Genomic DNA, 25201 nt, shown 5'->3' with positions numbered 1-25201 from the left:
TAAGAGGGGTTCATTGTGAACAAATCAGAATTAATCGAAGCCATCGCAGCATCTGCGGACATTTCTAAAGCCGCTGCAGGCCGTGCATTGGACGCCGTTACGGATTCAATCACTAATGCACTTAAAGAAGAAGACCAAGTAGCTCTAGTTGGCTTTGGTACCTTCCTAGTAAAAGAGCGTGCAGCTCGTACTGGCCGCAACCCACAAACAGGTGCACCAATCGAAATTGCCGCAGCAAAAATCCCTAGCTTCAAGCCTGGTAAAGCGTTAAAAGACGCCGTTAACTAAGAGCTTTTTGCAAGCCGCTAGTGGCAATGTGCCTAAGGGCGGTGGATTAGAATAAGTATTAGTGGTTAAGCCACTTTGATAAAGGCGCATTCTATGCGCCTTTATCTTTTCAGCTATTGAGGTTCCCATGTTAGAAAGCGTTCGTCAGAATTTAAAAGGCACGCTTGCCGTTGTTGTCGTTCTTGTCTTTGTTGTACCGATGGTATTCACCGGTATTGCACCAAGTTTTTTAGGCTCTGTTGCCGGCACTGATGCAGCAAGCGTAAATGGCCAGCCCATTACCAATAACGAATTGCAGCGTGCTATTCGTAGCCAGCGTAATCGTATTTTACAGCAAGGCAACGTTGATGCTTCCTCTCCGTATTTATCGGAAGAGTCTATGCGCGGTCCCGTGTTAAATAACTTAACCCGCCGTATGGCACTTGTGACTAACGGTCAGCAAGATGGCATGGGTATTTCAGATAAAGTATTTGCTGAAACGCTGTTGCAAAGCCCAGAGTTTTTAACCGATGGTGAGTTTGATCAAGCTCGCTACCGCATGTTGTTGGCTCAGGCTAATTTCACACCGCTTACTTACCGCGATGAAGTAGCAGCCGACTTAATTGTTGCTCAACAGGCAGCTGGCTTAGCGGCATCCTCGTTTGCTACGGAATCTGAATTTCAACAATTATTAAAGCTGACCCATCAAAAACGCAGTTTTTATAATATTTTGATTCCTGCCGATAAAGCCGAAGCTGATATCGATATCAGTGAAGAAGAGCTTCAACAGTTTTATGATGAAAACAAAAGCGCATTTTTGGTTTCGGAAAAAGTTAAAGTTGAGTATTTAGAGCTATCTGTCGATGTAATTGCTCAAAGCCTTGAGGTAGACGAAGCAGATATACGCGCTCAATACGAAGCCGAAGTTGCTAATTTCCAAGGCAAAGACAGTTACGAAGTTGCTCATATTCTTTTGGAAACAGCAAGCCCAGAGCGTATCGCTGAAATTGAACAAAAGATTGCTGCAGGTGAGTCTTTTGACGCTCTTGCAGAAGAATATTCAGATGATATAGCAACAAATATGGAAGGCGGTAAATTAGGTGTGCTTTCTCCTGGTATGTTCCCTGAGGCCTTTGAAACTGCTGTATACGAGCTTGAACAAGATCAAGTCAGTGGACCTGTAGAAACAGAAGCAGGTACACACTTTATTAAAGTGTTAAGCAAGCATACGCCTGAAGTACCTAGCTTTGAACAGCGCCAAGACCAGATTCGCTCTGAAATCGCTTCTGCACTTGCAATTGAAGATTTTGCCTTACTGAATGAGCAGCTGGGTGAATTAACCTTTTCTTCAGACGATTTAAATGGCGCAGCCGAACAGCTGGGTTTAAGTGTTGAATCCAGTGACTGGTTTGAGCGTTCACGAGGTTTAGGCATTGCTAGTTCCGAGTCTGTGCGTATTGAAGCTTTTGACCCTGAAGTTCTACAAAATGGCCACAACAGTAAAGTCATCGAACTTGATGATACACGCAGTGTTGTTGTTCGTATTGCTGAGCACAAACCAAGTTACACCCAGAGCCTTGATGAAGTTAAAGACATTGTTAGCCAGCAAGTTCTTGTGCAAAAACAAGCTGACCGCCTTGTAACACTAGCTAGTGAATTACAACAGCGAATTGAAGCGGGAGAGAGCGCTGAGGAAATTGCTGAAGAGCTTGCCTACGAATACAAAGCTTATGAGCTTGTCAAGCGCGACCACGCTGAGCTTAATCGAGAAATTGCAGCGATAGCGTTTACAAGCCCAGCTCCTGAAGAGGGTATTCGTTTTGTTGTTGAGCAAACCCCAAGTGGCTCGATGGCCTTAGTTGCATTAAGCGAAGTGCAACAGGGCACTGAAGCGGATATGGAAGAGGGTGAAAAAGAAGCCTTTCTTGCACAGCTAAGCCAAGCGTACTCAAACCTAGACGGTTCAACCTATGAAGGCCGTGCTGTTGAGTTGGCAGATATTAAGTTGAAATAGAAACCTGAATTACAGGTGATACAAAAGCGCCTTAGGGCGCTTTTTTTTCGTCTGCGAAATGCTCGATAAAAGTGACAGGGCACTGAAATTCACTTAAATAATCCGCGTAATGGCTTAAGCGCTCAGCAGCTGTATTTATAAATGTTACTTGTGGGCTACTAGCTGCTTTATCGATTGCAGCATTCGGTTGAAGCTGTACAAATCGATTGACAATAGCGTCGCTTGAATCTATCACACGAACAGCTAAGTTTTCTGTAAAAGCCTCTATGTGCGCTTTTAAAATCGGGAAGTGAGTGCAGGCCAGCACCAAAGTATCAACCTTAGAGTGAGCCTCAAATAGGCGCCTTAGTAGCTCATGTAATGCTTCGGCATCAACAACACCTGTTCTTATAAATTCTTCACTTAATGCCACTAAATTGGGGCAAGCCAGCAGCTCAACATGACAGTGTTTGGCATGTTCATCTATAAGCTCATAAATATAAGGGCGCTGAATAGTCGCCTCAGTTGCTAACACAGCAATCGTTTTACTTTGACTAAGAGCCGCAGCGGGTTTTATCGCTGGTACCACACCAATAAAAGGAATATTCCAGCGCTTACGTAAGTGAGGGAGCAATAGAGTGCTTGCCGTATTGCAAGCAACAATAACTAGGTCTGGCGCAAACTGAGCTTGACAGTGCTGCATTAACTTCATGGCTCGCCCAAGCAATTCATGCTCACTGAGCTTGCCATAAGGGAAGGCCGCTTTATCAGCAAGATAAAAAAGATCGCAGTACACACCTCGAGATATTAGCTGACGGGTGATTGATAGACCACCAGCACCGGAGTCGTATATAACTACCTTAATTTTCTGATTCACGTTCGTTTTTTTAGAATCGCACCGCATTCACGGTGATCGGTATAGGGAAATTGATCAAATAAAGCCATTCTGTCAACAACGTGAGTACTATCAAGCAGCTCCAAGTTAGATTTCAGTGTACTAGGGTTGCAGCTAATATAAATAATATTTTCAAAGCGCTGAATAAACTTCAGGCTATCTTCATCTATGCCTGCGCGAGGAGGGTCAACAAAAACGGTCGTGAAGTTATAAGCGTCTAAATTAATATCTTTTAAGCGACGAAATTCACGCACACCATTAAAAGCCTGAGTAACTTCTTCGGCCGAAAGCCTAACCAATTGAATATTGTCTCGCTTATTTAACTCTATATTGTGAATGGCAGAGCGGGTTGAAACCTTGGCAAGCTCTGTAGCAAGTACTTTGTCAAAACCCAGTGATAAGGGGATGGTGAAATTCCCATTACCGCAATAGAGCTCTAATAAATCGCCACCAAAGCCCTCACTGTGTTTACAGGCCCAGTTCAGCATATTGCGATTGACATTAGCGTTGGGCTGAGTAAAGCCCGTTTCGACCTGCTGAAAGCGAAAACTACCCGATTGCAGCTCTAGCTCTTCTGTCACCCAATCTTGGCTTAAAGTGAGTTTTTGCTTGCGAGAGCGGCCAATAACAAATGCGTCGATTTGATTTTCAAGCTGCTTGGCTCGAGCCTCCCACGTTGAGTCAAGTGCTCGATGGTAGATAAGGGTAACTAATAATTCACCACTTAAGGTGCTTAAGAACTCAACTTGAAAGAGGCGTTTTTTGAGGATATCACAGGCATTAATCTGCTCTAACAGGCGAGGCATACAAGCGCAAATTTGCTTACCCGCAATATCAAACAGGGTAATCAATACAGGTTTTTTATAATTGCCCGGCTCATACATGGCGTAATGCGAGCCTTCATCATTGTGCCAAATACGAAACTCCGCACGCATACGATAATGGCTTGCAGCAGATGGGTAACTTTCTACTTCAGCACGATAAAGCGCAGCAAACTCTTCTTGGGTCTTCTGTAGCTTCTTGCTTAACTGCTCTTCATAAAGCTCTGGTTGAGCGCGACCGATAGGAAAACTAGACATGAATTAGACTTCATAAACGACAAAGGCGCGATTATATAACAATCGCGCCTTTGTGATGAACTTAAGCCTAGCATACTTAAGTTTAATAAAGCCCTATGAACTTAGACTTTAATCATCACCACCCATGACACCTAGAATATGAAGAAGGCTAGTAAATAGGTTGTAGATATTTAGGTACAAAGCGGTAGTAGCCATAATGTAGTTTGTCTCGCCACCGTTAACGATTCGACTGGTGTCAAACAAAATAAAGCCAGACATTAACAGAGCCACCATAGCGCTGAGTGCCAAACTCATGGCTGGAACGTGAATACCAAACAAACCAGCTACCATAAGACCGAGCATCGCAACAACAGCAATGATCAAGCCTGTCATTAAGAAGCCACCCATAAAGCTGAAGTCTTTACCCGTGGTTAATACATAACCAGAAAGACCAAAGAATACCAGTGCCGTTAAACCTAAGGACTGCATAATTAGCGCAGAGCCATTACTGTAAGCAGCAATATAATAATTAAGAGTTGGCCCCAAACCTACACCAAGTAAAATAGTGAAGGCAAAGACAACAAATATGCCTTTACTGGAATTAGCAGTGCGCGGCAGAACAAACCAAACAATTCCTAGAGCCGCTAAGCTACAGATCATTCCAACTCCGCGACCCACATCAGCCGCCATCGCTACACCAGCCGCAGCGGCGCTTGCAGCCAAGGTCATTGCGAGTAGGGTGTAAGTGTTACGCAACACTTTGGCGACATTTGCAGGGCGCGCCGCCTGTTGATTTTGACTATAAATTTCTTGCATGAAATAGGCTCCTCAATTCAGTCCTTTTACCATCATACTAGGTTGACCTCGGTTTTCAATATTGGTTCTCAATCTCGTTTTAGTTTGGGGCCTTATAGCCAAATGACATATTGAATAAGCAGGAATCTCTATGGGGAAATAAGATTTATGATAGAATCAGCCATAGCAAACCGTAAACAACTAATTTTCTGGTTTTTCGATGCCGAGCTCCTTTTTCCCGGCTGAGAGTGAAATCCTTAAGGACGAGAGCCTTGTTCTCAAGGCGCGAAATGACTTCGTTAGTTCCTCCCAGGTCAGTGCGATACGTATCATTTTGGTATACGTCGCCATTTTTACCGTATTTATGTACGGGCACACCCCATTAGTTAACCTTATCACTTGGTTATGTCTGTGCACTGCAACCTATATATCTAGATTGTACCTATTACGCAGCTATCGGCGAGAAAGTGAAAGCGCTCAAGCCAGCGACAATTGGCAACTTCTTATTACCCTGTTATCGGGCGCATCCGGTCTAGCTTGGGCGAGTGCGGCCTACATTATTTACCCCGATGATTCCGCATCCCATCAGATGTTCTTGTTTTTAACACTCGCGATTGTCTCAGCAGCGAGCGCGGTCACCCTAAGTGCTTACCGCTGGGCCAGTGCCAGTTTTGTTGTTAGCTGCTTAGTGCCTGCAGCTGCCAAATTACTTTTTAGCGGTGAAGGTTTCGAGCAGCAAATCGCAACCATGCTGCTTGTGTTTTGCTTTCTGATTCTGGCTTCAGCTCATTATCTTTATCGCTTTAGTAATAGAGCCCTGTTTTTAGGACAAGATAACAGTCGCCTGATTCAGGAGCTAAAACGTAATAACGAACGCCTTGAGCAAAGCAACTTGCAGCTCAAGCAGATGAAAACCGCTTTGCGTAAAGACAACGACAAGCTTCAGCGCCTTGTCATTAGCGATACACTCACAGGTCTCGCAAATAGGCATGCATGTGAAAGCCAAATAGAAATGAAGTGGCACCGCTGCAAAATGGCAGGCCAAAGCATGTCTCTAATCATGATAGATTTAGACTTTTTCAGGCATTACAACGAGTTTTATGGTCGAAGTGCAGGTGATCAAGCCCTTGTGGCCGTCGCTTCAATCATTAAAGAAGTTGAAAAAAGCGCACCCAACCAAATTTGTTGTTCGCGTTACGGCGGTGATCAATTTGCCATGATTCTCGCAGATACAGGAGCACTAGAAGCTAGAGAGCTTGCAGAACGCTGCTGTAAAAGCGTTGAAGCATTGCGTATCCCCGTCACAGAGTTAGCACACAATGCCTCACCTTGGTTAAGTGTCAGTATCGGCGTGGCCACAGCGTCTCCATCAAACGAAGAAGAAAGCCCAGAGGCCTTATTTAGGCGAGCAGAATTCACCTTGCAATCAGCTAAGCGTGATGGTCGCAATATGGCTCGCCATGAGTGTGAAGCCAGCTAATGCCACTATCTAAAAGCTAAAGCTCAGGAATCGATGCAATAAGCTGTTGGGTATAGCTATGTGATGCAGCGCTAAATAAGTCTTCACATGCCCCTTGCTCAACAAGCTCGCCATGTTTAAGCACCAAGACTCTGTCGCAGACATACCTTACCACGGCTAAATCATGTGAAATAAACAGCATACTTAGCTGGTGCTCTTTAGCTAAGTTTAAGAGCAGGGCTAGTATTTGTTTTTGCACTGTCACATCCAATGCTGAGACAGGCTCATCGGCAACTAATAAGCGAGGCTCACAAGCCAGCGCTCTAGCAATGGCTATACGCTGTCTTTGCCCACCAGAGAATTCATGCGGATAACGCCCCATAGCGCTTTCATCAAGCTCAACATCGCTAAGTAACTTCCGTATTCGATCGTGTAATTCAGCTTTAGCTGCAAGCCCATGTACCAATAAGGGTTCTGACAGTGTTTGAAAGACCGTCATTCTTGGGTTTAAAGAGGCAAAAGGGTCCTGAAAGACCATCTGGATTTCACGCTGTAAAGAACTAGCAGAAGCGCGACATAGATCGTCGCCTTTGTAGTAAACAGAGCCTGAACTGGGTTTGCACAGGCGAGTTAAACACTTGCCGATGGTGGATTTACCAGAACCCGATTCACCCACAAGCCCTAAGATTTCCCCTTCATGGATTTCAAAGCTAACGTTGTCAACAGCTCGAAAATCATCCACTTTAGGGGCAAACAAAGCGCTCTTTGCTACGGCAAAGTTCACACGAAGTGACTTAATGTCGACAATAACCCCGCCTTTTTCTCGCACAAACTGCTGCGGTTTAGATGAGCTTGGCACGGCATCCAATAGGGTTTGCGTATAGGGATGTTTTGCATGCTTTAAGACATCACGGCTTAAACCTTGCTCGACTATACAGCCTTTTTGCATAACCAGAATTCTATCTGCTACCGTTTTCACTACAGCTAAATCATGCGAAATAAAAATAATGGATAATTGACGCTGCTGTTGAATCTGCGCAAGAAGCTCAAGTATTTGCTTTTGCACTGTGACATCCAAAGCCGTAGTCGGCTCATCAGCGATTAATATTTCAGGCTGAGTAGCTAAAGCCATAGCTATCATCACGCGTTGACGCATGCCACCTGAAAACTGATGAGGGTAATCTTTATAGCGCTGCTCTGGATTGACAATACCGACTTCATGTAAGGCGTCTATAGCTAGTTTTTGCGCTTCTTTATTGCTCAAGGATTGATGAGCCTTAAGGGCTTCAGCAACTTGTTCTCCAATGCGCATATGAGGCGTTAAGCAGGTCATTGGGTCTTGAAAAATCATGGAGATTTTTGCACCACGAATGTCTCTTAACTGCCGCTCATTTAAGCTGAGTAGATCCTCACCCTCAAAAACCGCCGTGCCCGAGCTTATGTCACCGGGAGGGCAGGGAACCAAGCCCAGCAAACTATAGCAACTGATACTTTTTCCAGAGCCGCTTTCTCCAACAATCGCAAGCGTCTCACCGCGACTGAGGCTAAACGATATATCATCGACAGCGACATTAATGGTCTTGCGATTCTTGAAATGTATTTTGAGATTTTTAACCGTCAGCATAATTAGTTTTTTGAGGCGCGTGGATCAAGAGCATCACGTAAACCATCACCTAAAAAGTTCAAGGAGAAAAGTGTTAGAGAAAGAACAAGCCCAGGAAAGATCAACAGCCACGGATATTCCTCCATACTTTCCACCCCGTAGCTAATTAAAGAACCCCACGAGCTTTGCGGCGCCTGAATACCCAAGCCTAAGAAGCTCAAAAATGACTCAAGTAAAATCACATTAGGGATTGTTAAAGTAGTGTAAATAATAATCGGCCCTAAGGCGTTGGGGATCAGGTAGCGCTTAATAATATGTAAACGGCCAAAGCCCATACTTTGAGCTGCGCTTACGTATTCTTGCTCTTTAATTGCCTGTACTTGGGCTCGAACAATTCTGGCCATTGTCAACCATTCAACCGCGCCAATAGCCAAAAAAAGTAATAATAGGCTACGACCAAAAACAACCATTAATAAAATAATAAAAATAGCAAAAGGCAAAGCATAAAGTACATCGACAATACGCATCATAAAGGCATCAGTGCGCCCACCGGCGTAACCGGCGATAGTGCCCCACAATACACCAATAATTAATGCAACCGCAGTCGCGACCAAACCAACCATTAGCGATATTCGGCTACCGTACATAATTCGCGTTAATTGATCTCGACCGAGCACATCTGTACCGAGCCAATGCTCAGCAGAAGGCGGTGTTGCACCTAGCAACAAGTCTTGAGTTTCATAAGAATAAGGAGCAATCCATGGGGTAAATAGACTGACAAGCGACAGAACAATTAAAAACAGTGTTCCAGCCATCGCTAATTTATTTGCCTTTAAGCGGCGCAGAGCGTCCAAATAAAGCGAGCTAGAGGTGCTTATTTCTGTACTCATTTGCGTGAACTCGCTTGACGTAATTTAGGGTCCATCCATGTTTGTAATAAATCGGTTAGTAAATTAAACAAAATAATCAAAAACGAGAAAAATATTGTTGTACCAAGAATCATGGTGTAGTCACGATTAAAGGCAGCTTGTAAGAAAAAGCGCCCTATACCGGGTATCTGAAAAATCGTCTCAACAACAAAAGAGCCTGATAACAAGCCCGCAGCAGCAGGGCCTAAAAAAGCAACTACAGGTCGCAAGCCTCCCCGTAAAGCATGGCGGCTAATTACCTGCCACTCACTTAAACCTTTAGCTCTTGCCGTACGAATATAATCTTGATTAAGTACCTCTAGCATGCCTCCCCGAGAGAGACGAGCAACATAAGCGGCATAAGCCGCACCCAGTGTCAGTGCTGGTAGCAACTTATCGCCTGAGCTTGAGCCCCAACCAGAAACCGGCAACCACTCAAGGTGAATACCAAAAACAAGGACAAGCAGGGGTCCCAAAACAAAACTGGGGATGCATATGCCTATCATGGCCACACTCATCGGTACGTAATCCCGCCAAGTGTTGGGTGTTAGAGAGGAGAAAACACCTACTACAGAGCCAAATAAAACAGCAAAACATAAGGCATAAAAGCCTAACTCGATCGTAACAGGCGCACTACTTGCGATAATTTCACTTACCGTACGATTAGGGTATTTGTAAGAGGGGCCTAAATCACCTTGTACAGCTTTAGCAAGGTAATTAATAAATTGCTGATAAATAGGCAAATTTAAATCATAGCGCTTATTTAAATTCTCCAATACCTGAGCTGACACCCGACGCTCCTCATCAAAGGGGCCACCAGGTGCAACACGCACAAGCACAAACGTAATAAGTACAACAGTAAATAAAACCGGCACTGCTGCCAAAATTCTCTTAAGGGTGTAGCGCCACATTATTTTTGAGCTTCTAAATAAACACGATTGTAGGGGTGGTAATGCATAACATTGCCGTACCAACCTTTAACCTCGGGTGCGACAATATTTACATCGGTATAAATATAAATAGGCATAACAGGGAACTCAGTCGCAAGTATTTTATTTGCCTGCTCAAACAAAGCTCGACGCTCGTTTACATCTTGAGTGAATTTAAGCTGTTTAATAATGTGATCGTATTCGTTATTTTCCCAACCGGTGTTATTTTGACCCGAGTCGGATACAAGAATCTCTAAAAAGTTGCTAGGGTCAAGGTAGTCAGCAATCCAACCAGCACGAGCTATGTCATGTTCTAGATCGCGGCGACTATTTAAAAAGACCTTCCACTCCTGATTCACCAACTCAATCTGAAGACCAAGGTTCTGATTCAGCATCTGCTGTATAGCTAAGGCAATTTTTCGGTGATTGTCATTCGTGTTGTATAAAAGTTCAACAGTAGGGAAACCGTCGCCTTCTGGGTATCCTGCTTCAGCAAGCAGCTGCTTAGCTTTAACAACATCATAGTTAAAATACTGCTTAGGCTCATAACCATTTGGATCTGGCGGAACCAAAGACCAAGATGGCGTTTCACCGGCCTTACTGACACGTTCCGTCAACAGAGCCCTATCAATTGCCAAACTAAATGCCTTGCGTACTCGCACATCATTAAAGGGCTCTTTTTGAGTATTAAACTCATAATAATAAGAAGCATAAATCGGATCTACGCGAAGCACATTGCCAGGTTGTTTTTTAAAGTAGGGGATTTTCTCAATCGCCAGAGAGGCCGAATAAGTAAGGTGGACCTTGCCACTTCGAAAAGCTCGAACCTCTGCTTGCTGGTCGCTAATCGGATAAAAATTAACACCATTTAGTTTTACATTAGCCGCATCCCAATAATGCTCATTTTTCTTTGTTTCGATGACATCATTAAGCACCCATTTACTTAATGCAAAGGGGCCATTGCCTACCCAGTTTTCCGGTAAAGTCCACTTACTAACAGGTTGGTCGATCGCACCGTGAGCAAGAATGGTTTCTGGGTGTACAGCAAAGTAACTGTAATGATCTAGCAATTGAAGAAAGAAATGGCAGGGAGCTACTAAAGTAATTTCGAGGGTTTTATCATCAAGAGCTTTAACACCAACACTCGAAAAATCATCCGTTTCACCTTTGTGGTAGGCCTCGGCACCTTCTAGATAGTATTTCAAATACCCCCACTCACTACCAAGGGCGGGCATAAGCGAACGCTTCCAAGACCAAACATAGTCACTTGCAGTGATTGTTTCTCCATTTGACCAGCGGGCTTCGTCACGTATTTTAAAACGGTAAGTACGGCCATCCTCACTTAAGCTCCATGACTCGGCTACACCTGGCTCAATCGCCAAGGTTTTTGGGTGTTTAGTAACCAAGCCCTCATATAAAGCTAAATGGATATTGTGCTCTGGGCTACCCGTACTAAGTAGGGGGTCTAATTCCCTAGGTTCGTCACTGTTTGCAATTAACAATATTTGATCAAGAACCCCTTGCTCTGCTGGAGTTAAGCTGTCCTTCGAACACGCAGAAAATAAAAGACTGAGTGCAAGAACAATAACGATCTTCATAAACTTCCTTATATGTAGCTACCGCAGGTAAGCGCGGCGGGCCTGCATAGACTAAACTTTTAAAAGTAGAAAGCTATAGAAGCTAAGAGACAAAGGCAAGAGGCAAGTCCGTTTAAGCGCCTCACTTAGGATGAACCACACATACTAGGATCAGAATGTCCTCTCAAAAATTAAAGAATTGGGTTAAGCGCTTAAAAACTAAAAACATGCCGGTGCTTGGCAGTGTAATCGCAGAGCTCAATAAAATTACAGAGAGTGATGAAAGTGGCGCAGCTCAACTTGCTGAAGTGATATTAAGAGATCCCAACCTTACCAGCCATGTGCTACGCGTCGCTAACAGTGTGCAGTTTAATTACAGCCAACAACAGATTAATACCATCTCTCGTGCCATTGTTCTTATTGGTTTAAAAGGTGTAAGAGCCATCTGCATCTCCTTGTTAGTACTTGATCGTATGCTCAAAGGTAAAAGTAAAGAGCACGTACTTAAGCTTGTGGCCCAAGGTTTTCATGCAGCCGTTCAGGCTCAATCTCTTGTACAAAGCAAGACGGCAACAGGTAAACACGCAGAAGATGAACCTGTTTTTATTGCTGCATTATTGTTCAATTTGGGAGAAATGGCATTCTGGCTTAGCGAAGAATTATGCGAAGAAAAACAGGCTTTATTAAGTTCAGACCCTAAAGTTCGCAAGCAAGCCCAAAATGACTTATTGGGTGGGAGTTTTAAAGGCCTCACTCAAGAATTGGCCGAGCAATGGAAGCTCGGTGATACCTTAGTAGCCGCACTCAAGGGCGATGTCAGCAGTGATGGTGTTAAGGCCGTCATCACGGGAGAACGCATTAGCCGCGCTGCTTTATATGGCTGGGATAGCCCGCAATTTAAAAAAGTATTAACCGAAGTAGCCGAATTTCAAGGTGTGAGCATCGATGAGGCGTTAAGATCCGTGAAGCGCTCAGCCGATAAAGCTTCAGAAGTCGCCCTGAGTTACGGCGCGCCTGATGCCTGCCCAATGATTCCAAGCTCAGTAGATAGCGCTTATTTTGTAGAGCGCAGCCCTTCTAGCCAAATCATGCAGCCCGACCCTAAATTGCAACTGAGCGTCTTAAGAGAGTTAAATACCTCCGCCAGCGGACCTGCCGATGTCAATATGATCTTTCAAACACTGCTAGAAGGATTGCATCGAGGCGTAGGCTTAGAGCGAGTAGCCGTTGCCTTTATAAAGGCGGGTAAGGCCAATGCAAAATATGCCTTAGGGCAAGGCACAGAGACGTGGAGAGAACGCTTTCGCTTTGATGCAAACCCTTATAGCGACACAGTATTTAGTTATGCCTTGGAGCAGGGGGACAGTTGCTGGCTGGACAGTGAGTTCGTTCAAGAGCACGAAGAGCTCTACGCTCAAGACCTTAGAGATGTACTCGGCCGCCTTCCTTGCTTGCTGTACACCATTTATATCGCTAATAAACCCAAAGCCATCGTTTATGCCGACAGAGCTTTTTTTGGTGGTCGTATTGATGCGGAGCAGTTTGAATCCTTTAGGCATTTCTGTAGCCAAGCCAAGCTTTGCTTAAACACGCTCTCAAACAGCCACTAATCTATTCAAAAGAAGTAGCCAGACTAACCTCGGCCTGACTTTACATCCACATACAACACCAAGCGCTGGCCTGGCTGCAAATAGCTTTTACTGTTTAGGGAGTTCCAGCGCACAATATCATTAATTGACACACTAAACTTTGAGGCAATTCGAGACAGTGAATCGCCCGATCGAACTCGATAATTCAGTTTACGAATAAACTGTTCACCCTGGCCGGTCTCGGCTTGAGTGGAAGCTAAAGAGCTATCAGAAGCTTGAGTCCAAATAACCAAACTTTGCCCTAAACGCAAAGTATCGCGTGGCGCCATATTATTCCATTTAGCAATTGCCGAACTGCTCACGCCATAACGGCGAGATAAAGACCAAAAAGAATCGCCTTTTACTACGCGGTGCTGCACCTTGTTGCGTCCGTTTTTACCGCCGGAGGCCTGTTTTTTAACTAAACGCTGATCGGCACTGTGACTATAAAACGAAGCCCCTTTACTTGCCATAGGGACCAACAAGGCCTTACCAGCACGGATATTATGACCTTTGATACGATTTACGCTTTGCAAGGTAGCAACCGATACACCGTATTTATTAGCAATGTGAGAGAGTGTTTCGCCACTTTTAATCGTATGTCTTTGCCATTTAATGCGGGATTCAGCTGGCAGTTCTTTTAATCTATCCCCAAACTGATGGTGCTTGTCGATGGGCAGTACCAGTGTATGCGGCCCCTCAGGATCTGTAGCCCAGCGATTAAAAGCTGGGTTTAAACGATAAAACTCTTGCATCTCAAGCTCGGCTAGCTCTGCGGCCTGAGCTAAATCAATCTGTCCCTGAACATCAACAACAGCAAAGTGTGCTTCGTTAGCAACGTGAGGTAATTCAATGTCATGCTCGTGCGCCTCACGCATCAAGGTGGCAAGGGCCAATAAACGAGGCACATAATCTTTGGTTTCTCGAGGAAGATCTAAGCTCCAATAATCGGTTGGCTTTCCCTTCTTCTTATTCTTACGTATGGCTTTGCGAACAGTACCGCCGCCACTATTGTAGGCAGCTAGGGCTAATAGCCAGTCACCATCAAATTGACGCTGAAGCTTATCTAGATAAACAAGAGCAGCATCCGTTGAGGCAACAACATCTCGGCGACCGTCATACCACCAGCTCTGTTTTAAGCCGAGCATTTTCCCCGTTCCTGGGATAATCTGCCACATACCAGATGCGCGCCCTGGGCTATAAGCAAATGGGTCAAAAGCACTCTCAACAATAGGTAGGAAGGCGAGCTCTGCAGGCATAGAACGCTGATCAAGCTGGTCAACAATATAATAAAGGTAGGGTGTACCTCGCACACTGACCCGGTAGATATAATCAGGGTGTTTTTTATACCACTTTAACTGCTGCTGAATGCGCTTGTTGTCTTCAAACTCAAGGGCATAGCTATCAATCACACGCTGCCACAGATTATAAGGCTGCCAAGCTGCTTGCGTATCGAGTTCGGCTTCAGTTTGAAAGCAGAGATCATCAAGAGGGTTAGCCTCATCAGCTAAGGAATGACTGAGCTCAACATCCTCTTTTATCAAAGGCAAACCACAACCACTTAGTATTAAGCAGGCACCCAAAACAGATGGTAATAAAAAACAACAACGCATAGAGATAAAACACAATACAGCCACAAAAGCGACCAAGTTTAACAGAGCCTAGCTGCCTTAAGCCACAAGCTAAGCCCAATGATCTTTGTGTTGCCTTAAGACCGAAAAATACTCGTCTGCCGAGTTTAACTGTAGCTTATGCCACTTTGAAAGAATCTGTCGAAGCGCTTTTTCGTCTGTACGCAGAAAAAGATTGGCTTGTTTTTCATCCCTTATTGTCGAAGGCAAACTGGCTAGCCCCTTATCAAGTAGGTCCTGTACTCGCCGCTTTTTATCTAATAAGGCAGCGTCTGCGGGTAATAAACTTAATGCCCACTCAAGATTCGCTAAAGTGTACTCATGCGCACAATAAACCTTGGTGGCATCTGGTAGAGCCGCCAGACGCAACAAGCTAGATAAATAGAGCTCGGCAGGGCCTGCAAACATGCGTCCACAGCCAGCTGAGAATAAAGTATCGCCACAAAATAGGTGCGGGCCAGCGGCTTTTTTATCAATATCACTATCCGCTTCATTAACAATAAAGGCGACATGCTCATCTAAATGCCCTGGCACGTGCCAAACGCAAGCTTCTACACCTTCAAATAGCTGCAGTTTGTCGCCTTCATCCACAGCTCTAAAAAACGACGCGGCAAGGGCTTCAATTTTGGGGTGCCTTGGTGCATACACAGGCACTTGATAAGCTTGAAGCAGATACTCAAGCCCACCTACATGGTCATTGTGGCTATGGGTAATCAAAACGCCTTTAAGCTTAAGCCCCTCGCTTTTAATATATTTACACAGTTCGACCGAATCACCAGGGTCGACCGCCCATACATGCAAATCTTGCCGAATAAGCCAAAGGTAATTAGACGCTAAGATCGGCAAAGGGGTAATATTTATAGTAGGGTTAGTCACACGAGCTCCATTAAAGGACAGGGCATGCTTAGTAGATTAAAAGACAAGTATACCGCATGGCAAAAGCGCTTTAGCCGCGCCGAACACAACCAACCCCATTTAGAACATCGCATCATAGAGCTTCGCCAATGGTTTACGCAGGCTGCAGCACAACACTTAATTCGCGGTGAATGCAGGAACCTCAGGCGCCTACTCGATAAACACAGAGGCCAGAAAGTACTTCAACTGAGCCTTGTGCCTGAGCGCTGCCCAACGGCCAAGTCGCATTATCGTCAAGTTATTCGCTTAAAGCCGCACGGTACTGAGCTAGAACCGAATAATGCTGTGGTCTTAGTCGAAGCCGAGTTCGAACAACTACCTTTTGATGAGCAAAGCATTGACCTTGTCATTATTCATCATTTGCTCGAGTACAGTAGTGAACCTCAACAGTTGCTTAAAGAGGCAGCCCGAGTCTGTAAGCATGGTGGCGATATCGCCATTGTCGCTTTCAATCCTATAAGTTTAAGTGGCATGTGGGCAAAGTTAAGCGGTGCATTTCGCCCCCACACTGGATGGTACCGTCGATCACTTATGACTTACCGAATCAAAGACTGGCTTAACTTTTTAGATTTTAAAATCGAGTCGACAAAACATATCTGTCATACTCTGCCAATCAACCATGGTAGCTATCTTCGTTTAAGTACAAGATTCTGCCATTATTTGGATCGCATTAATTTCCCATTCTCTTCTGTTGTGTGTTTGACCGCCAAAAAAGAGCAGTCGGGGCTTAATTTACTTAAACCTGACTGGCGATCCTTGGTTTTATCGAGAACCTTATATGGCGCTCGTGTAGCTTCTCGCGGCTCGATAAAAACCAGCAGTAAAAAAACAGAAATACAACACACAAAGCGATAACACATTGAAAAAGATAGATATTTATACTGATGGCGCCTGCAAAGGAAACCCTGGACCCGGTGGCTGGGGGGCAGTGTTAGAGTATAACGGTCAACAAAAAACACTCTGTGGTGGTGAAAAAGACACCACGAATAATCGAATGGAGCTTATGGCAGCGATCGAGGCTCTTAATGCGCTGACTGAAAGTTGCGAAGTCAAATTAACGACAGATTCCAACTATGTAAAAGATGGGATTAATAGCTGGATTGCCAACTGGAAACGCAATGGTTGGCGCACCTCAGCTAAAAAAGAAGTGAAGAACAAAGACCTTTGGGTGGCCCTTGATGAAGCGACTCAACGGCATACAATCAAGTGGCATTGGGTAAAAGGGCACAGCGGTCACCCAGGTAACGAACTGGCAGATGATCTTGCTAATCGCGGTATAGAGGAACTCTAATGATGCGCCAAGTTGTACTTGATACTGAAACAACGGGTTTAGAGCCTTCTGCCGGTCACCGAATCATTGAGATCGGCTGTGTTGAACTCATTAATCGAAAGTTAACAGGCCGACACTACCACCAATACATCAACCCTCAACGAGAAGTTGATCAAGGAGCAATGGAAGTTCACGGTATTACCAATGAATTTCTAACTGATAAACCTGTGTTTGCCCGTATTGTTAATGAGTTCATTGACTTTGTTGATGGGGCAGAACTAGTCATTCACAACGCTCCCTTTGATGTGGGCTTTTTAAATCACGAGTTTAAGCTGCTCAACGCAGGTGTCGCTCCACTGGAAAGCCGCTGTGGTATCCTCGATACCCTTAAGCTTGCACGCGATAAGCATCCAGGACAAAAAAACAATCTAGATGCACTGTGCAAACGCTATGGCATAGATAATAGCCAACGCGATCTTCACGGCGCCTTACTCGACTCCGAAATTCTCGCCGACGTTTATCTTATGATGACAGGCGGGCAAACACGCTTAGCCTTTGATGGTAGTGATAGCAGCTCAAGCGGCGGAGGTTCGGAAACAATAGAAGCTGTTACTGGACGTCAAGGCGGCTTTGTACTAACCGCCAATGCCAAGGAATTAGAGCGTCACGAAGCCAAGCTAGATACGATTGCCAAAAAATCAGGGGATGCTGTGATTTGGCGCCGCTAAAGTGGTGGCCTTATAGACTAAAACGATAGATACAAAAAAGGCGCCCTTAGGCGCCTTTTTTACAATGGTGACTTACTAATTAGATATTGAAGGTCACCATTGCCAAACCTACGATAGTCAGCACGATGGTGTAGGGCAGAGCCATTAACACCATACGACCGTAAGATAAACGAATCAACGGCGCTACCGCTGAGGTCAACAAGAACAAGAACGCCGCCTGACCATTAGGGGTCGCAACACTTGGTAAGTTTGTACCTGTATTGATTGCAACAGCCAACTCCTCAAAGTGTTCGCGGGTAATGGTGCCAGCATCAAATGCGGCTTTTACTTCACCGATATAAACCGTAGCGACAAATACATTGTCACTAATCATAGATAGGAAGCCATTCGCCAAGAATAGAATTGGGCCTTCAACATCGTCATCAAATGCCAATACCCACTCAGTTACCGGCGAAAACAGGTGCTGCTCATGAATAACCGCCACAATGGCAAAGAACACAACAAGTAAAGCAGTAAAAGGCAGCGCCTCTTCAAATGCATGACCAATTTGATGCTCTTCAATAATGCCGTTAAACGCGGTCAAAAGTACAATCACTGCAAGACCGATAAGGCCCACTTCGGCAACGTGTGTGGCCAAAGCAACCACCAATAAGCCAGCAACAACACCTTGAATAATAAGTTCATTACGCTGACGCAAAGTACGCTTAGAGCCTTGAGCAGAATCATAATCTACTAAAACTTCGCGAACACGCTCAGGTAACTCAGCGCCATAGCCAAGTATTTTAATTTTCTCAAGCACTAGACAGGTCACTAAGCCTGCCGCCAAGGTAGGCATAGAAACCGGTGCCATAACCATAAAGAACTCAATAAAGTTCCAATCGGCAACCTCGGCAATAAGCAAGTTTTGGGGCTCACCAACCAAAGTACACACACCGCCCAATGCCGTACCTACTGCACCGTGCATAATCAAACTGCGCAAGAAAGCTCGGAAGGCATCTAGGTCTTCACGGTGGTGTGAGTGCACCTCGCCGTCTTGGCTGTGGTCGTGTTTACTTGAGTCTTTTTTTCCAGAAGCAAATTTGTGGTAAACAGCGTAAAAGCCGACAGCGACGGTAATAAGAACCGCTGTGACAGTCAAAGCATCCAGGAATGCCGATAATACGGCCGCAACGCTACAAAATAGAAAGCTCAGCAGCATCTTGGAGCGTATACGCAGCAAGATCTTTGTGAAGACGAGCAAAAGCAAGTCTTTCATAAAGTAGATGCCAGCAACCATAAACATCAATAACAGTATGACGGGGAAGTTATGTACCACTTCTTCGTAGACTGCATTTGAGCTGGTCATGCCTATTGCAATTGCCTCAATTGCAAGCAGACCACCAGGCTGGAGAGGATAGCACTTTAGAGCCATCGCCAATGTGAAGATAAATTCGCCAATCAATACCCAACCGGCTAAGAATGGACTGATTTGAAAGATAATAGGGTTGATAATTAGAAATGCGATAATCGCATTCTTATACCAAGTAGGCGAATTACCCAGGAAGTTCCTGCTAAAAGCCTGAGCGGTTGTTGTCATTGTATACCCTGCATTGTTAGCTTTGTGTTCTTACCTTTGCAGTCGGAGAACACTTTGAGTTTATATGGCTTAAACTTAAAATAAACTTACTGCCTCGGACATCCAAGCCCTGAGAAAACCAGCAAACTGTTACCAGTGTAGAGAGCTAAAGTCCTGAGCGCCCCTTTATTGAGCAGCCATAGTTAATCGCCACATATATTTGCACCAAGGTGACGAGGGGCAAATTTTAGGGCTTGAGTTCTAGATATCAAGTTAAATGTGTGCGATAAGCTCAAGAAACACAATGATATTTTGCGCCAAAGCGAACAAATAGCGTTACAATTGATGGATATCTAAAACTCAATCCAATGAATAGTTAGGAAAACCAATCGTGAGTCTGGATCAGAGTATCAATCTGCAATCACTGAACATGGTGCGAGACGAATTAGTCGCCACCGTAGATTCTTCAGCCAAACACCTTGAAGAGTACGTAAGAGGGGACTGCAAACAAGCCAATGCTTTAACCGAAGCCGTTAAAGCAACACAGCAAATCATTGGCACCTTTACCTTATTGGAATTGAACAGCGCAGGTATGCTTGCTGAAGAACTTAGTAGCGTACTGCAGAGCCTTGAAACTGAGCATCAAGGTAAGCGTTTTGACTCAATACTTGAAGTGACAACCAATACCTTCTTCATCCTGCCTCGCTACCTTGAATACCTGAATCAAGTTCAGCAACAAGTTCCTGGTTTATTAATCCCTCACATCAATGCCTTAAGAAAGCTACAGCGCGAACAAGCTCTTACTGAAAGCCACTTTTTACCGATTAGTGTGCCTCAAGGTTTACAAGCACCGCCCCCGAAGAAAGTAGTAGCAACCAGCGAAGGACTTGTCTCTCAGGTACGTCGAGCAAGACAAATGTATCAGCTTGGTCTGCTGGCTCTGATCAAAGAGAAACAGGTCAAGCAGGGGGTCTCCCTTATGCGTAAGGGCTTGGCTCGAGTTTGGAACCTCAGCGGTGAGCAAAACTTGAGCACCTTATGGTGGTTGGCTGATGTTGCCTTAGAAGCCCTTATTGATGCCGATATGTCTCCACTTGAGACCCGAAAGTTTATCTTTATGTATGTAGATAAAGTATTCAGGCAGGTTGAGCTACAGGGCGAAGAAAGCTTCCAGTCACCAGCTCCCAAGGTGATTGTTAAGGAGCTACTGTATTTGATTACTCTAAGCGGCCACAAAAGTGAGGCTTGTGAGGCGGTACATCAAGCATGCCCTGAACTTAAACTGCCTTATACTGAGCGAGAGCTGCAAAAAGAGTACGCTGTTCTATATGGCCCAAGCAGCCATACGATTAACACCCTTGCCCAAGTTTTGCACGCCGAGCTTACCAGTGCAAAACGCACCCTAGAGGGCGGCTCGCAAAATGCGTTAGCCATTGTTAACGATCTAGACAGCTTTGTTTCTATATTAAATAAAATAGGCGAGACACTATCTATTATCGGGCTTAACTCAGCCAGCCAAACCCTTAAAACTCAACTAGACGTAGTTAAAGGCTGGAGCGACAATAGTGACTCTATTGATGAAGCTGAATTGGATGAAGTAGCCAACTGCTTACTTTATATAGAGAGTCTGGTAGCAAACTTACAGCACGCCAACGTCCACGGAGACCATAGCTCCGACGTCACAACCAGAGATCAGCAAGTTATTTCTCATGAACTATCCAGTGCCCTAGCCATAGTCCGAGAAGAATGCTTAAGCGGTTTAAGCCTGACTAAGCGCGCACTTAACTCATTTTCATCCTCGGGCTATGACACTGGTCATATCATTAATATTGCAAAAACACTCGATGCTATTCGTGGTGCTATGCAAATATTGGGTCTAGAAAAAGCGTCCTCACTTTTGCAAAGAAGCAGCGTTTTTGTAGATGAAGTCTTGCTTTTAGATGAGCCTCCTGCCGCTATTGATGAAGTGCTTGAAACCTTTGCTGATGCCATTATTTCAATTGAATATTATTTTGACTCAACGGCATCTCTCGACTCGCTCGATGACAAAGTACTTAACATTGCCGAAGAAAGCTTAAATGCTCTTGGCTACGGTTTGTAAATGACGTTTTGTTTGTCACACGATGCTTGGCTTAGTGAAACAGCCAATAGCTATATATTAATTAAGGGTGATGAAATCGCCGTTAAATGCTCAGCACTAAGCAAAGTGGGTGGGCAAGCTGAGCAAGTATCTGGTAAGGCTTACGTTAATAGTCCCTCAGTCAATGAACTGTTACTTGATAAAAAAAGCGCTCTTAGCTCAGGCTCTAGCTTTAACAAACTTCAAACCTGCAGTCATGTTGCTAACATTGCCGGGCAATCCATTGGCCTATGGAATTTAGAAGAAGCCATTGAGCTACCACAGTATTGGCAGTGGCTAAGCATTCGAGCCTTTTTAAAACAGGCAAGTGAAGAACAAGCGCTACTTGCAAGTCGTGGCGTACAACTAGCTCACTGGCTACAGCACAATAAGTACTGCGGTTCATGCGGCGGCAAAACCCAAAAGCATACTAATGAGCGTGCGTTACAATGCGGCTCATGTGAGCGTCTATTTTTCCCAGACCTTGCGCCTTGTGTGATTGGCGTCATTGTAAGAGAAGATGAAATTTTATTAGCCAACGGCATTAACCATAAGCCGGGTGTATATAGTGCAATAGCCGGTTTTATTGAGGTCGGCGAAACAGCAGAGCAGGCGTTTATCCGAGAAGTGAAAGAAGAAGTCGGTGTGAATATAAAAAACATTCGCTACCACTCTTCACAAGCCTGGCCATTCCCCAGTCAGCTTATGCTTGGCTTTATTGCCGATTATGCTGGCGGCGATATTCATATAGACACTAACGAAATCGTGCACGCAAGTTGGTTTAAACTTGATGATTTACCGACTCTACCGGGTCATTATACGATTTCACGCCACCTTATCGACCACGCCCTTAAAGAAGGAAGCGCACTATGTATTTAGCTACCGTCACTGGCTTAGCCATTGTGCTTGGCGGGCTTACATTATTTCTTAGCATTAAGATTATGAAACGCTTTAGCTGGTTTCTGCCTTGGATAAGAGGCTGTTCAGGCTTGTTGTTACTCATTGCTGCAGTATTTATTTTTATAGCCGCTTTTGACTTAAGCAGCTACGACGAACTGCTTGAAGAAAAAGCACTGGCCTCCATTAGCTTTGAGCAAATCGACAAGCAGTATTATCGAGCTCACATTTCCTATTACATCGATAAACCCTCGGCGGATTACGAGATTTACGGAGATCAATGGCAAATTGATGCTCGTATTGTTCGCTGGACCGGAGTGATTGCAGCAATTGGAGCAAAACCTGGTATCGAGCTAGACCGTATCAGCGGTCGTTATTATTCCCTTGAAGAAGAACGAATGAAGCCTCGCAGTGTCTATGAGCTTAGTGATGCGCCACTCATATTTGATGCATGGAAACTTATGCAGGAATACAATGAGTTTTTCCCCGGCGTCGATGCCGTATATGGCAGTGCCACCTTCCTACCAATGGCAGACAAGGCCCACTATCAGCTTTCCCTTAGTCATAACGGCTTAAGTGCAAGCCCTTCAAACGAAATAGCAAAAAAAGCCGTTCAGTACTGGCGCTAATTATAATTAGGAGTAACTTTTGGAATTTCTCAGCGAATACGGCCTGTTTTTGGCCAAATCCCTCACTTTTCTAGTGGTTCTGGTTATTGCTGTTGCAATAATTGCCTCTAGCGCTATGCATAAAAACAAAGGAGGGGAGGAGCAAATTGAAGTTGAAAAAATCAACGAGCGCTTTGAAGAATATCACGAGATCATGCAAAGCTCCGTGCTCGACGAAAAAGCCCTAAAAAAGCACAATAAAGAAGAAAAGAAAAAACAAAAACAGGCCAAAAAAGAAGAAGCTAACGAGACCAAGAAGCGTATTTTCGTCACCGAATTTGATGGCGATGTTAAAGCCTCTGATGCCGAGCAATTAAGCAAATTAATAAGCTTAATATTAACCGAAGCCAATAAAGATGATGAAGTACTTATCAAGCTAGAAAGCTCCGGCGGCATGGTCCATAGCTATGGTTACGCTGCAAGCCAGCTGAGCCGTATACGCAACAAAGGCATTCCTTTGACCATATGTGTCGACAAAGTAGCCGCCAGCGGTGGTTATATGATGGCCTGTATTGCAGATAAAATTTTAGCCGCGCCCTTTGCCATCATTGGCTCAATCGGAGTGATAGCTCAAATCCCCAACTTCCATCGCTTACTTGAAAAAAGCAACATTGATTACGAGATGCACACTGCGGGTGAATACAAGCGCACCTTGACAATGTTTGGCGAAAACACAGATAAAGCCCGTGAAAAATTTCGCGAAGAGCTCGAGGATACACACGAATTATTTAAAACCTTTGTCAAAGAGAATCGCGATAGTGTCGATATTGATTCCGTAGCAACAGGTGAAATTTGGTTTGGCAGTCGCGCCTTAGACGTCAAATTGGTTGACGAGCTTATTACTTCTGATGAGTACTTATTTGAGCAGTCTAAACATGCTGATATCTACGAAATCAGCATTCAAGTTAAACCAACATTGGCTGAGAGAGTAGGCATTGCCGCCAGTGTAGAAAAAGCCCTTAATCGCGCCATGTCGGTTTTAAGTCAGCGCTACTTTAGTTAATTAACGGCGCCTTAGCATTCACTAGCTCGAACTTATATTTACTCTAATAAAAAGCCCGCCACATACATGCAGCGGGCTTTTTTGTTTAAACAATTAAAGGCCTAAGCCATAAAGAGATTCCAACTAGCTAATCACGCCTTAGGCTATCCTTAACAGCAATAGGGTTCGGAAAGTTGAGAATCACAATATAACTACTAACTATAAAGGTAATGATCGCAGCGCTTTGAATAGCGACTGAAGCGCGCTCACCAATTAACCCTTGGCCAACAGCCAATAAAGTGATCAATAGGGAGAACTCACTGATTTGCCCTAGTCGGAAACTAATATCCCAAGCCAGGGCACTGCGCTCGCTATGTTGACGCAATAAGGTATAAAAAATCAAAGGCTTTGCAACTAACAACACCAAAGCAAAAACCACGGTAATCCAAAATACGTCCGGTAGTAGAGCAATATTTAGTTGAGCCCCTAGAGCAAAGAAAAACAAAATCAAAAAGAAATCACGCAAAGGCTTTAGATTTAAGGCAATGTACTGTGAGATAGGGCTGGTCGCCAACGAAATACCCGCTATAAACGCGCCAATTTCCGCAGATAGATAGCAGTATTCAGCCAATGCCGCTAAACCCAAACACCAACCAATAGCAACTAGAAAAATATACTCATGAATACGGTCGTTCTTTTCAATCAGTTTTAAAAGCACGTATTTAACAAAAGCAAATGCGGCGATAGCCAATGAGGGCAAGGCCACCAAGGCGAGCAACAGAGGTTGCAGCTCAAATGTTTCATTGCCACTACACAAGAGCACCAACAGGCAGAATATGGCGACAAAGTCCTGAAGAAGTAGCAAGCCAATCATCATCTCACCAGTATGACGATGATGAAGGACCGTGGTTGGCAATAATTTAATACCAATAATGGTGCTCGAGAACATGCTTGCCATGGCAAAAATCATCGACTCCTGAATGGAGAAACCAAAAGCCATGGCAATAGCAAAGCCCAAACAGGCAAAAGCGCAACAACTAAGGATCGCAATATGTGTCGCTTTCTTTAATACAGCCGCCAAAGCTTTAGGCTGCATATCTAAGCCGAGAAGAAATAACAGGAAAATGATGCCGATATGGCTCATTTCAGAAACGGCATTAACCTCGCTAATTAAGCCAAAAGCATAGGGCCCTAAAAGCACACCCATGCCAATATAGGCTAGGAATAGAGGCTGCCGACTGTATAAGGCAAGTGTTGCAGCGACTGCGGCGCTGCAAAACACAAGAAAAAATGTATCAAATAAGTGACCTTCCATGGCACTTAG

Annotated in this window: 22 protein-coding genes; 11 read left to right on the top strand and 11 right to left on the bottom strand. The window is 44.5% G+C overall.

Translation table 11 applies throughout. The annotated features are described in order from the left end of the window. Window positions 1–15 precede the first annotated feature (15 nt). Complete coding sequence (locus AB1S55_RS13270; protein WP_370978663.1) at window positions 16–288, top strand: HU family DNA-binding protein; 273 nt, start codon at window positions 16–18, stop codon at window positions 286–288. Window positions 289–415: 127 nt separating this feature from the next. Then, the gene (locus AB1S55_RS13265; RefSeq protein WP_370978662.1) at window positions 416–2281 is read left to right on the top strand and encodes a SurA N-terminal domain-containing protein; all 1866 of its coding nucleotides are present in this window, start codon (window positions 416–418) and stop codon (window positions 2279–2281) included. A 31-nt stretch (window positions 2282–2312) separates the two neighbouring features. Here AB1S55_RS13265 and murI read toward each other — a convergent pair whose 3' ends face one another. The 3 genes from murI to AB1S55_RS13250 form a co-directional block, all read right to left on the bottom strand. Then, a complete protein-coding gene (gene murI, locus AB1S55_RS13260; RefSeq protein WP_370978661.1) occupies window positions 2313–3137 on the bottom strand; it encodes a glutamate racemase in 825 nt (274 codons plus the stop codon). Beyond that, window positions 3134–4234, bottom strand: a complete 1101-nt coding sequence (gene trmA, locus AB1S55_RS13255; RefSeq protein ID WP_370978660.1) for a tRNA (uridine(54)-C5)-methyltransferase TrmA — start codon at window positions 4232–4234, stop codon at window positions 3134–3136. The genes murI and trmA overlap by 4 nt, the downstream gene beginning before the upstream one ends. Window positions 4235–4342: 108 nt before the next feature. After that, window positions 4343–5029: a Bax inhibitor-1 family protein gene (locus AB1S55_RS13250; protein ID WP_370978659.1), complete on the bottom strand. Its 687-nt coding sequence runs from the start codon at window positions 5027–5029 to the stop codon at window positions 4343–4345. Between the two features lie 199 nt (window positions 5030–5228). Here AB1S55_RS13250 and AB1S55_RS13245 point away from each other — a divergent pair, with 199 nt between their 5' ends. Then, window positions 5229–6488: a diguanylate cyclase domain-containing protein gene (locus AB1S55_RS13245; RefSeq protein ID WP_370978658.1), complete on the top strand. Its 1260-nt coding sequence runs from the start codon at window positions 5229–5231 to the stop codon at window positions 6486–6488. Between the two features lie 16 nt (window positions 6489–6504). On the opposite strand, the gene AB1S55_RS13240 is transcribed toward AB1S55_RS13245, so the two are convergent. The 4 genes from AB1S55_RS13240 to AB1S55_RS13225 are packed head-to-tail and all read right to left on the bottom strand — an operon-like array spanning window position 6505 to window position 11505. Next, window positions 6505–8091, bottom strand: a complete 1587-nt coding sequence (locus AB1S55_RS13240) for an ABC transporter ATP-binding protein (RefSeq protein WP_370978657.1) — start codon at window positions 8089–8091, stop codon at window positions 6505–6507. A gap of 2 nt (window positions 8092–8093) precedes the next feature. Then, window positions 8094–8960, bottom strand: coding sequence for an ABC transporter permease (locus AB1S55_RS13235; protein WP_370978656.1), 867 nt, complete (start codon window positions 8958–8960; stop codon window positions 8094–8096). Further along, complete coding sequence (locus AB1S55_RS13230; protein ID WP_370978655.1) at window positions 8957–9889, bottom strand: ABC transporter permease; 933 nt, start codon at window positions 9887–9889, stop codon at window positions 8957–8959. Before AB1S55_RS13230 ends, AB1S55_RS13235 begins: the two co-directional genes overlap by 4 nt. Then, on the bottom strand, window positions 9889–11505 hold the full coding sequence (locus AB1S55_RS13225; RefSeq protein ID WP_370978654.1) for a peptide ABC transporter substrate-binding protein: 1617 nt from the start codon (window positions 11503–11505) through the stop codon (window positions 9889–9891). Before AB1S55_RS13225 ends, AB1S55_RS13230 begins: the two co-directional genes overlap by 1 nt. A 155-nt stretch (window positions 11506–11660) precedes the next feature. On the opposite strand from AB1S55_RS13225, the gene AB1S55_RS13220 reads away from it, so the two are divergent. After that, window positions 11661–13094: an HDOD domain-containing protein gene (locus AB1S55_RS13220; RefSeq protein WP_370978653.1), complete on the top strand. Its 1434-nt coding sequence runs from the start codon at window positions 11661–11663 to the stop codon at window positions 13092–13094. Window positions 13095–13117: 23 nt separating this feature from the next. On the opposite strand, the gene AB1S55_RS13215 is transcribed toward AB1S55_RS13220, so the two are convergent. Together AB1S55_RS13215 and gloB are read right to left on the bottom strand one after the other, a co-directional pair. Beyond that, window positions 13118–14749, bottom strand: a complete 1632-nt coding sequence (locus tag AB1S55_RS13215; RefSeq protein WP_370978652.1) for a LysM peptidoglycan-binding domain-containing protein — start codon at window positions 14747–14749, stop codon at window positions 13118–13120. A gap of 45 nt (window positions 14750–14794) precedes the next feature. Next, window positions 14795–15619, bottom strand: a complete 825-nt coding sequence (gene gloB / locus AB1S55_RS13210; RefSeq protein ID WP_370978651.1) for a hydroxyacylglutathione hydrolase — start codon at window positions 15617–15619, stop codon at window positions 14795–14797. 24 nt (window positions 15620–15643) lie between these two features. Between gloB and AB1S55_RS13205 the strand changes: the two genes are divergently transcribed. From AB1S55_RS13205 to dnaQ, 3 genes are read left to right on the top strand one after another with little or no spacing between them, the layout of a single operon-like run. Next, window positions 15644–16513 carry a methyltransferase domain-containing protein gene (locus AB1S55_RS13205; protein ID WP_370978650.1) on the top strand — a complete coding sequence of 290 codons (870 nt, stop codon included), beginning with the start codon at window positions 15644–15646 and terminating at the stop codon, window positions 16511–16513. A 4-nt stretch (window positions 16514–16517) separates the two neighbouring features. Beyond that, entirely contained in the window at window positions 16518–16949 is a 432-nt protein-coding gene (gene rnhA, locus AB1S55_RS13200; RefSeq protein WP_370978649.1) for a ribonuclease HI, read from the top strand. Between the two features lie 2 nt (window positions 16950–16951). Further along, a complete protein-coding gene (dnaQ, locus tag AB1S55_RS13195; protein ID WP_370981596.1) occupies window positions 16952–17656 on the top strand; it encodes a DNA polymerase III subunit epsilon in 705 nt (234 codons plus the stop codon). Window positions 17657–17735: 79 nt separating this feature from the next. Here dnaQ and nhaB read toward each other — a convergent pair whose 3' ends face one another. After that, on the bottom strand, window positions 17736–19232 hold the full coding sequence (gene nhaB / locus AB1S55_RS13190) for a sodium/proton antiporter NhaB (RefSeq protein ID WP_370978648.1): 1497 nt from the start codon (window positions 19230–19232) through the stop codon (window positions 17736–17738). 370 nt (window positions 19233–19602) lie between these two features. Between nhaB and AB1S55_RS13185 the strand changes: the two genes are divergently transcribed. Genes AB1S55_RS13185 through sohB form a run of 4 tightly spaced genes read left to right on the top strand, consistent with a single transcriptional unit; the run spans window position 19603 to window position 23898 of the window. Further along, window positions 19603–21312, top strand: coding sequence for a CDP-diacylglycerol--glycerol-3-phosphate 3-phosphatidyltransferase (locus AB1S55_RS13185; protein WP_370978647.1), 1710 nt, complete (start codon window positions 19603–19605; stop codon window positions 21310–21312). Next, window positions 21313–22209: an NAD(+) diphosphatase gene (gene nudC, locus AB1S55_RS13180; protein WP_370978646.1), complete on the top strand. Its 897-nt coding sequence runs from the start codon at window positions 21313–21315 to the stop codon at window positions 22207–22209. Beyond that, on the top strand, window positions 22200–22856 hold the full coding sequence (locus AB1S55_RS13175) for a hypothetical protein (RefSeq protein ID WP_370978645.1): 657 nt from the start codon (window positions 22200–22202) through the stop codon (window positions 22854–22856). The genes nudC and AB1S55_RS13175 overlap by 10 nt, the downstream gene beginning before the upstream one ends. A 19-nt stretch (window positions 22857–22875) precedes the next feature. After that, window positions 22876–23898, top strand: a complete 1023-nt coding sequence (sohB, locus tag AB1S55_RS13170) for a protease SohB (protein WP_370978644.1) — start codon at window positions 22876–22878, stop codon at window positions 23896–23898. A gap of 127 nt (window positions 23899–24025) precedes the next feature. On the opposite strand, the gene AB1S55_RS13165 is transcribed toward sohB, so the two are convergent. Then, a complete protein-coding gene (locus tag AB1S55_RS13165) occupies window positions 24026–25192 on the bottom strand; it encodes a cation:proton antiporter (protein ID WP_370978643.1) in 1167 nt (388 codons plus the stop codon). Between the last annotated feature and the right edge of the window lie 9 nt (window positions 25193–25201).

The sequence above is a fragment of the Agaribacterium sp. ZY112 genome, assembly GCF_041346925.1.
Lineage (GTDB): Bacteria > Pseudomonadota > Gammaproteobacteria > Pseudomonadales > Cellvibrionaceae > Agaribacterium.
Note: the sequence above shows the minus strand (reverse complement) of the source record. Positions and strands in the feature narration are given on the sequence as shown.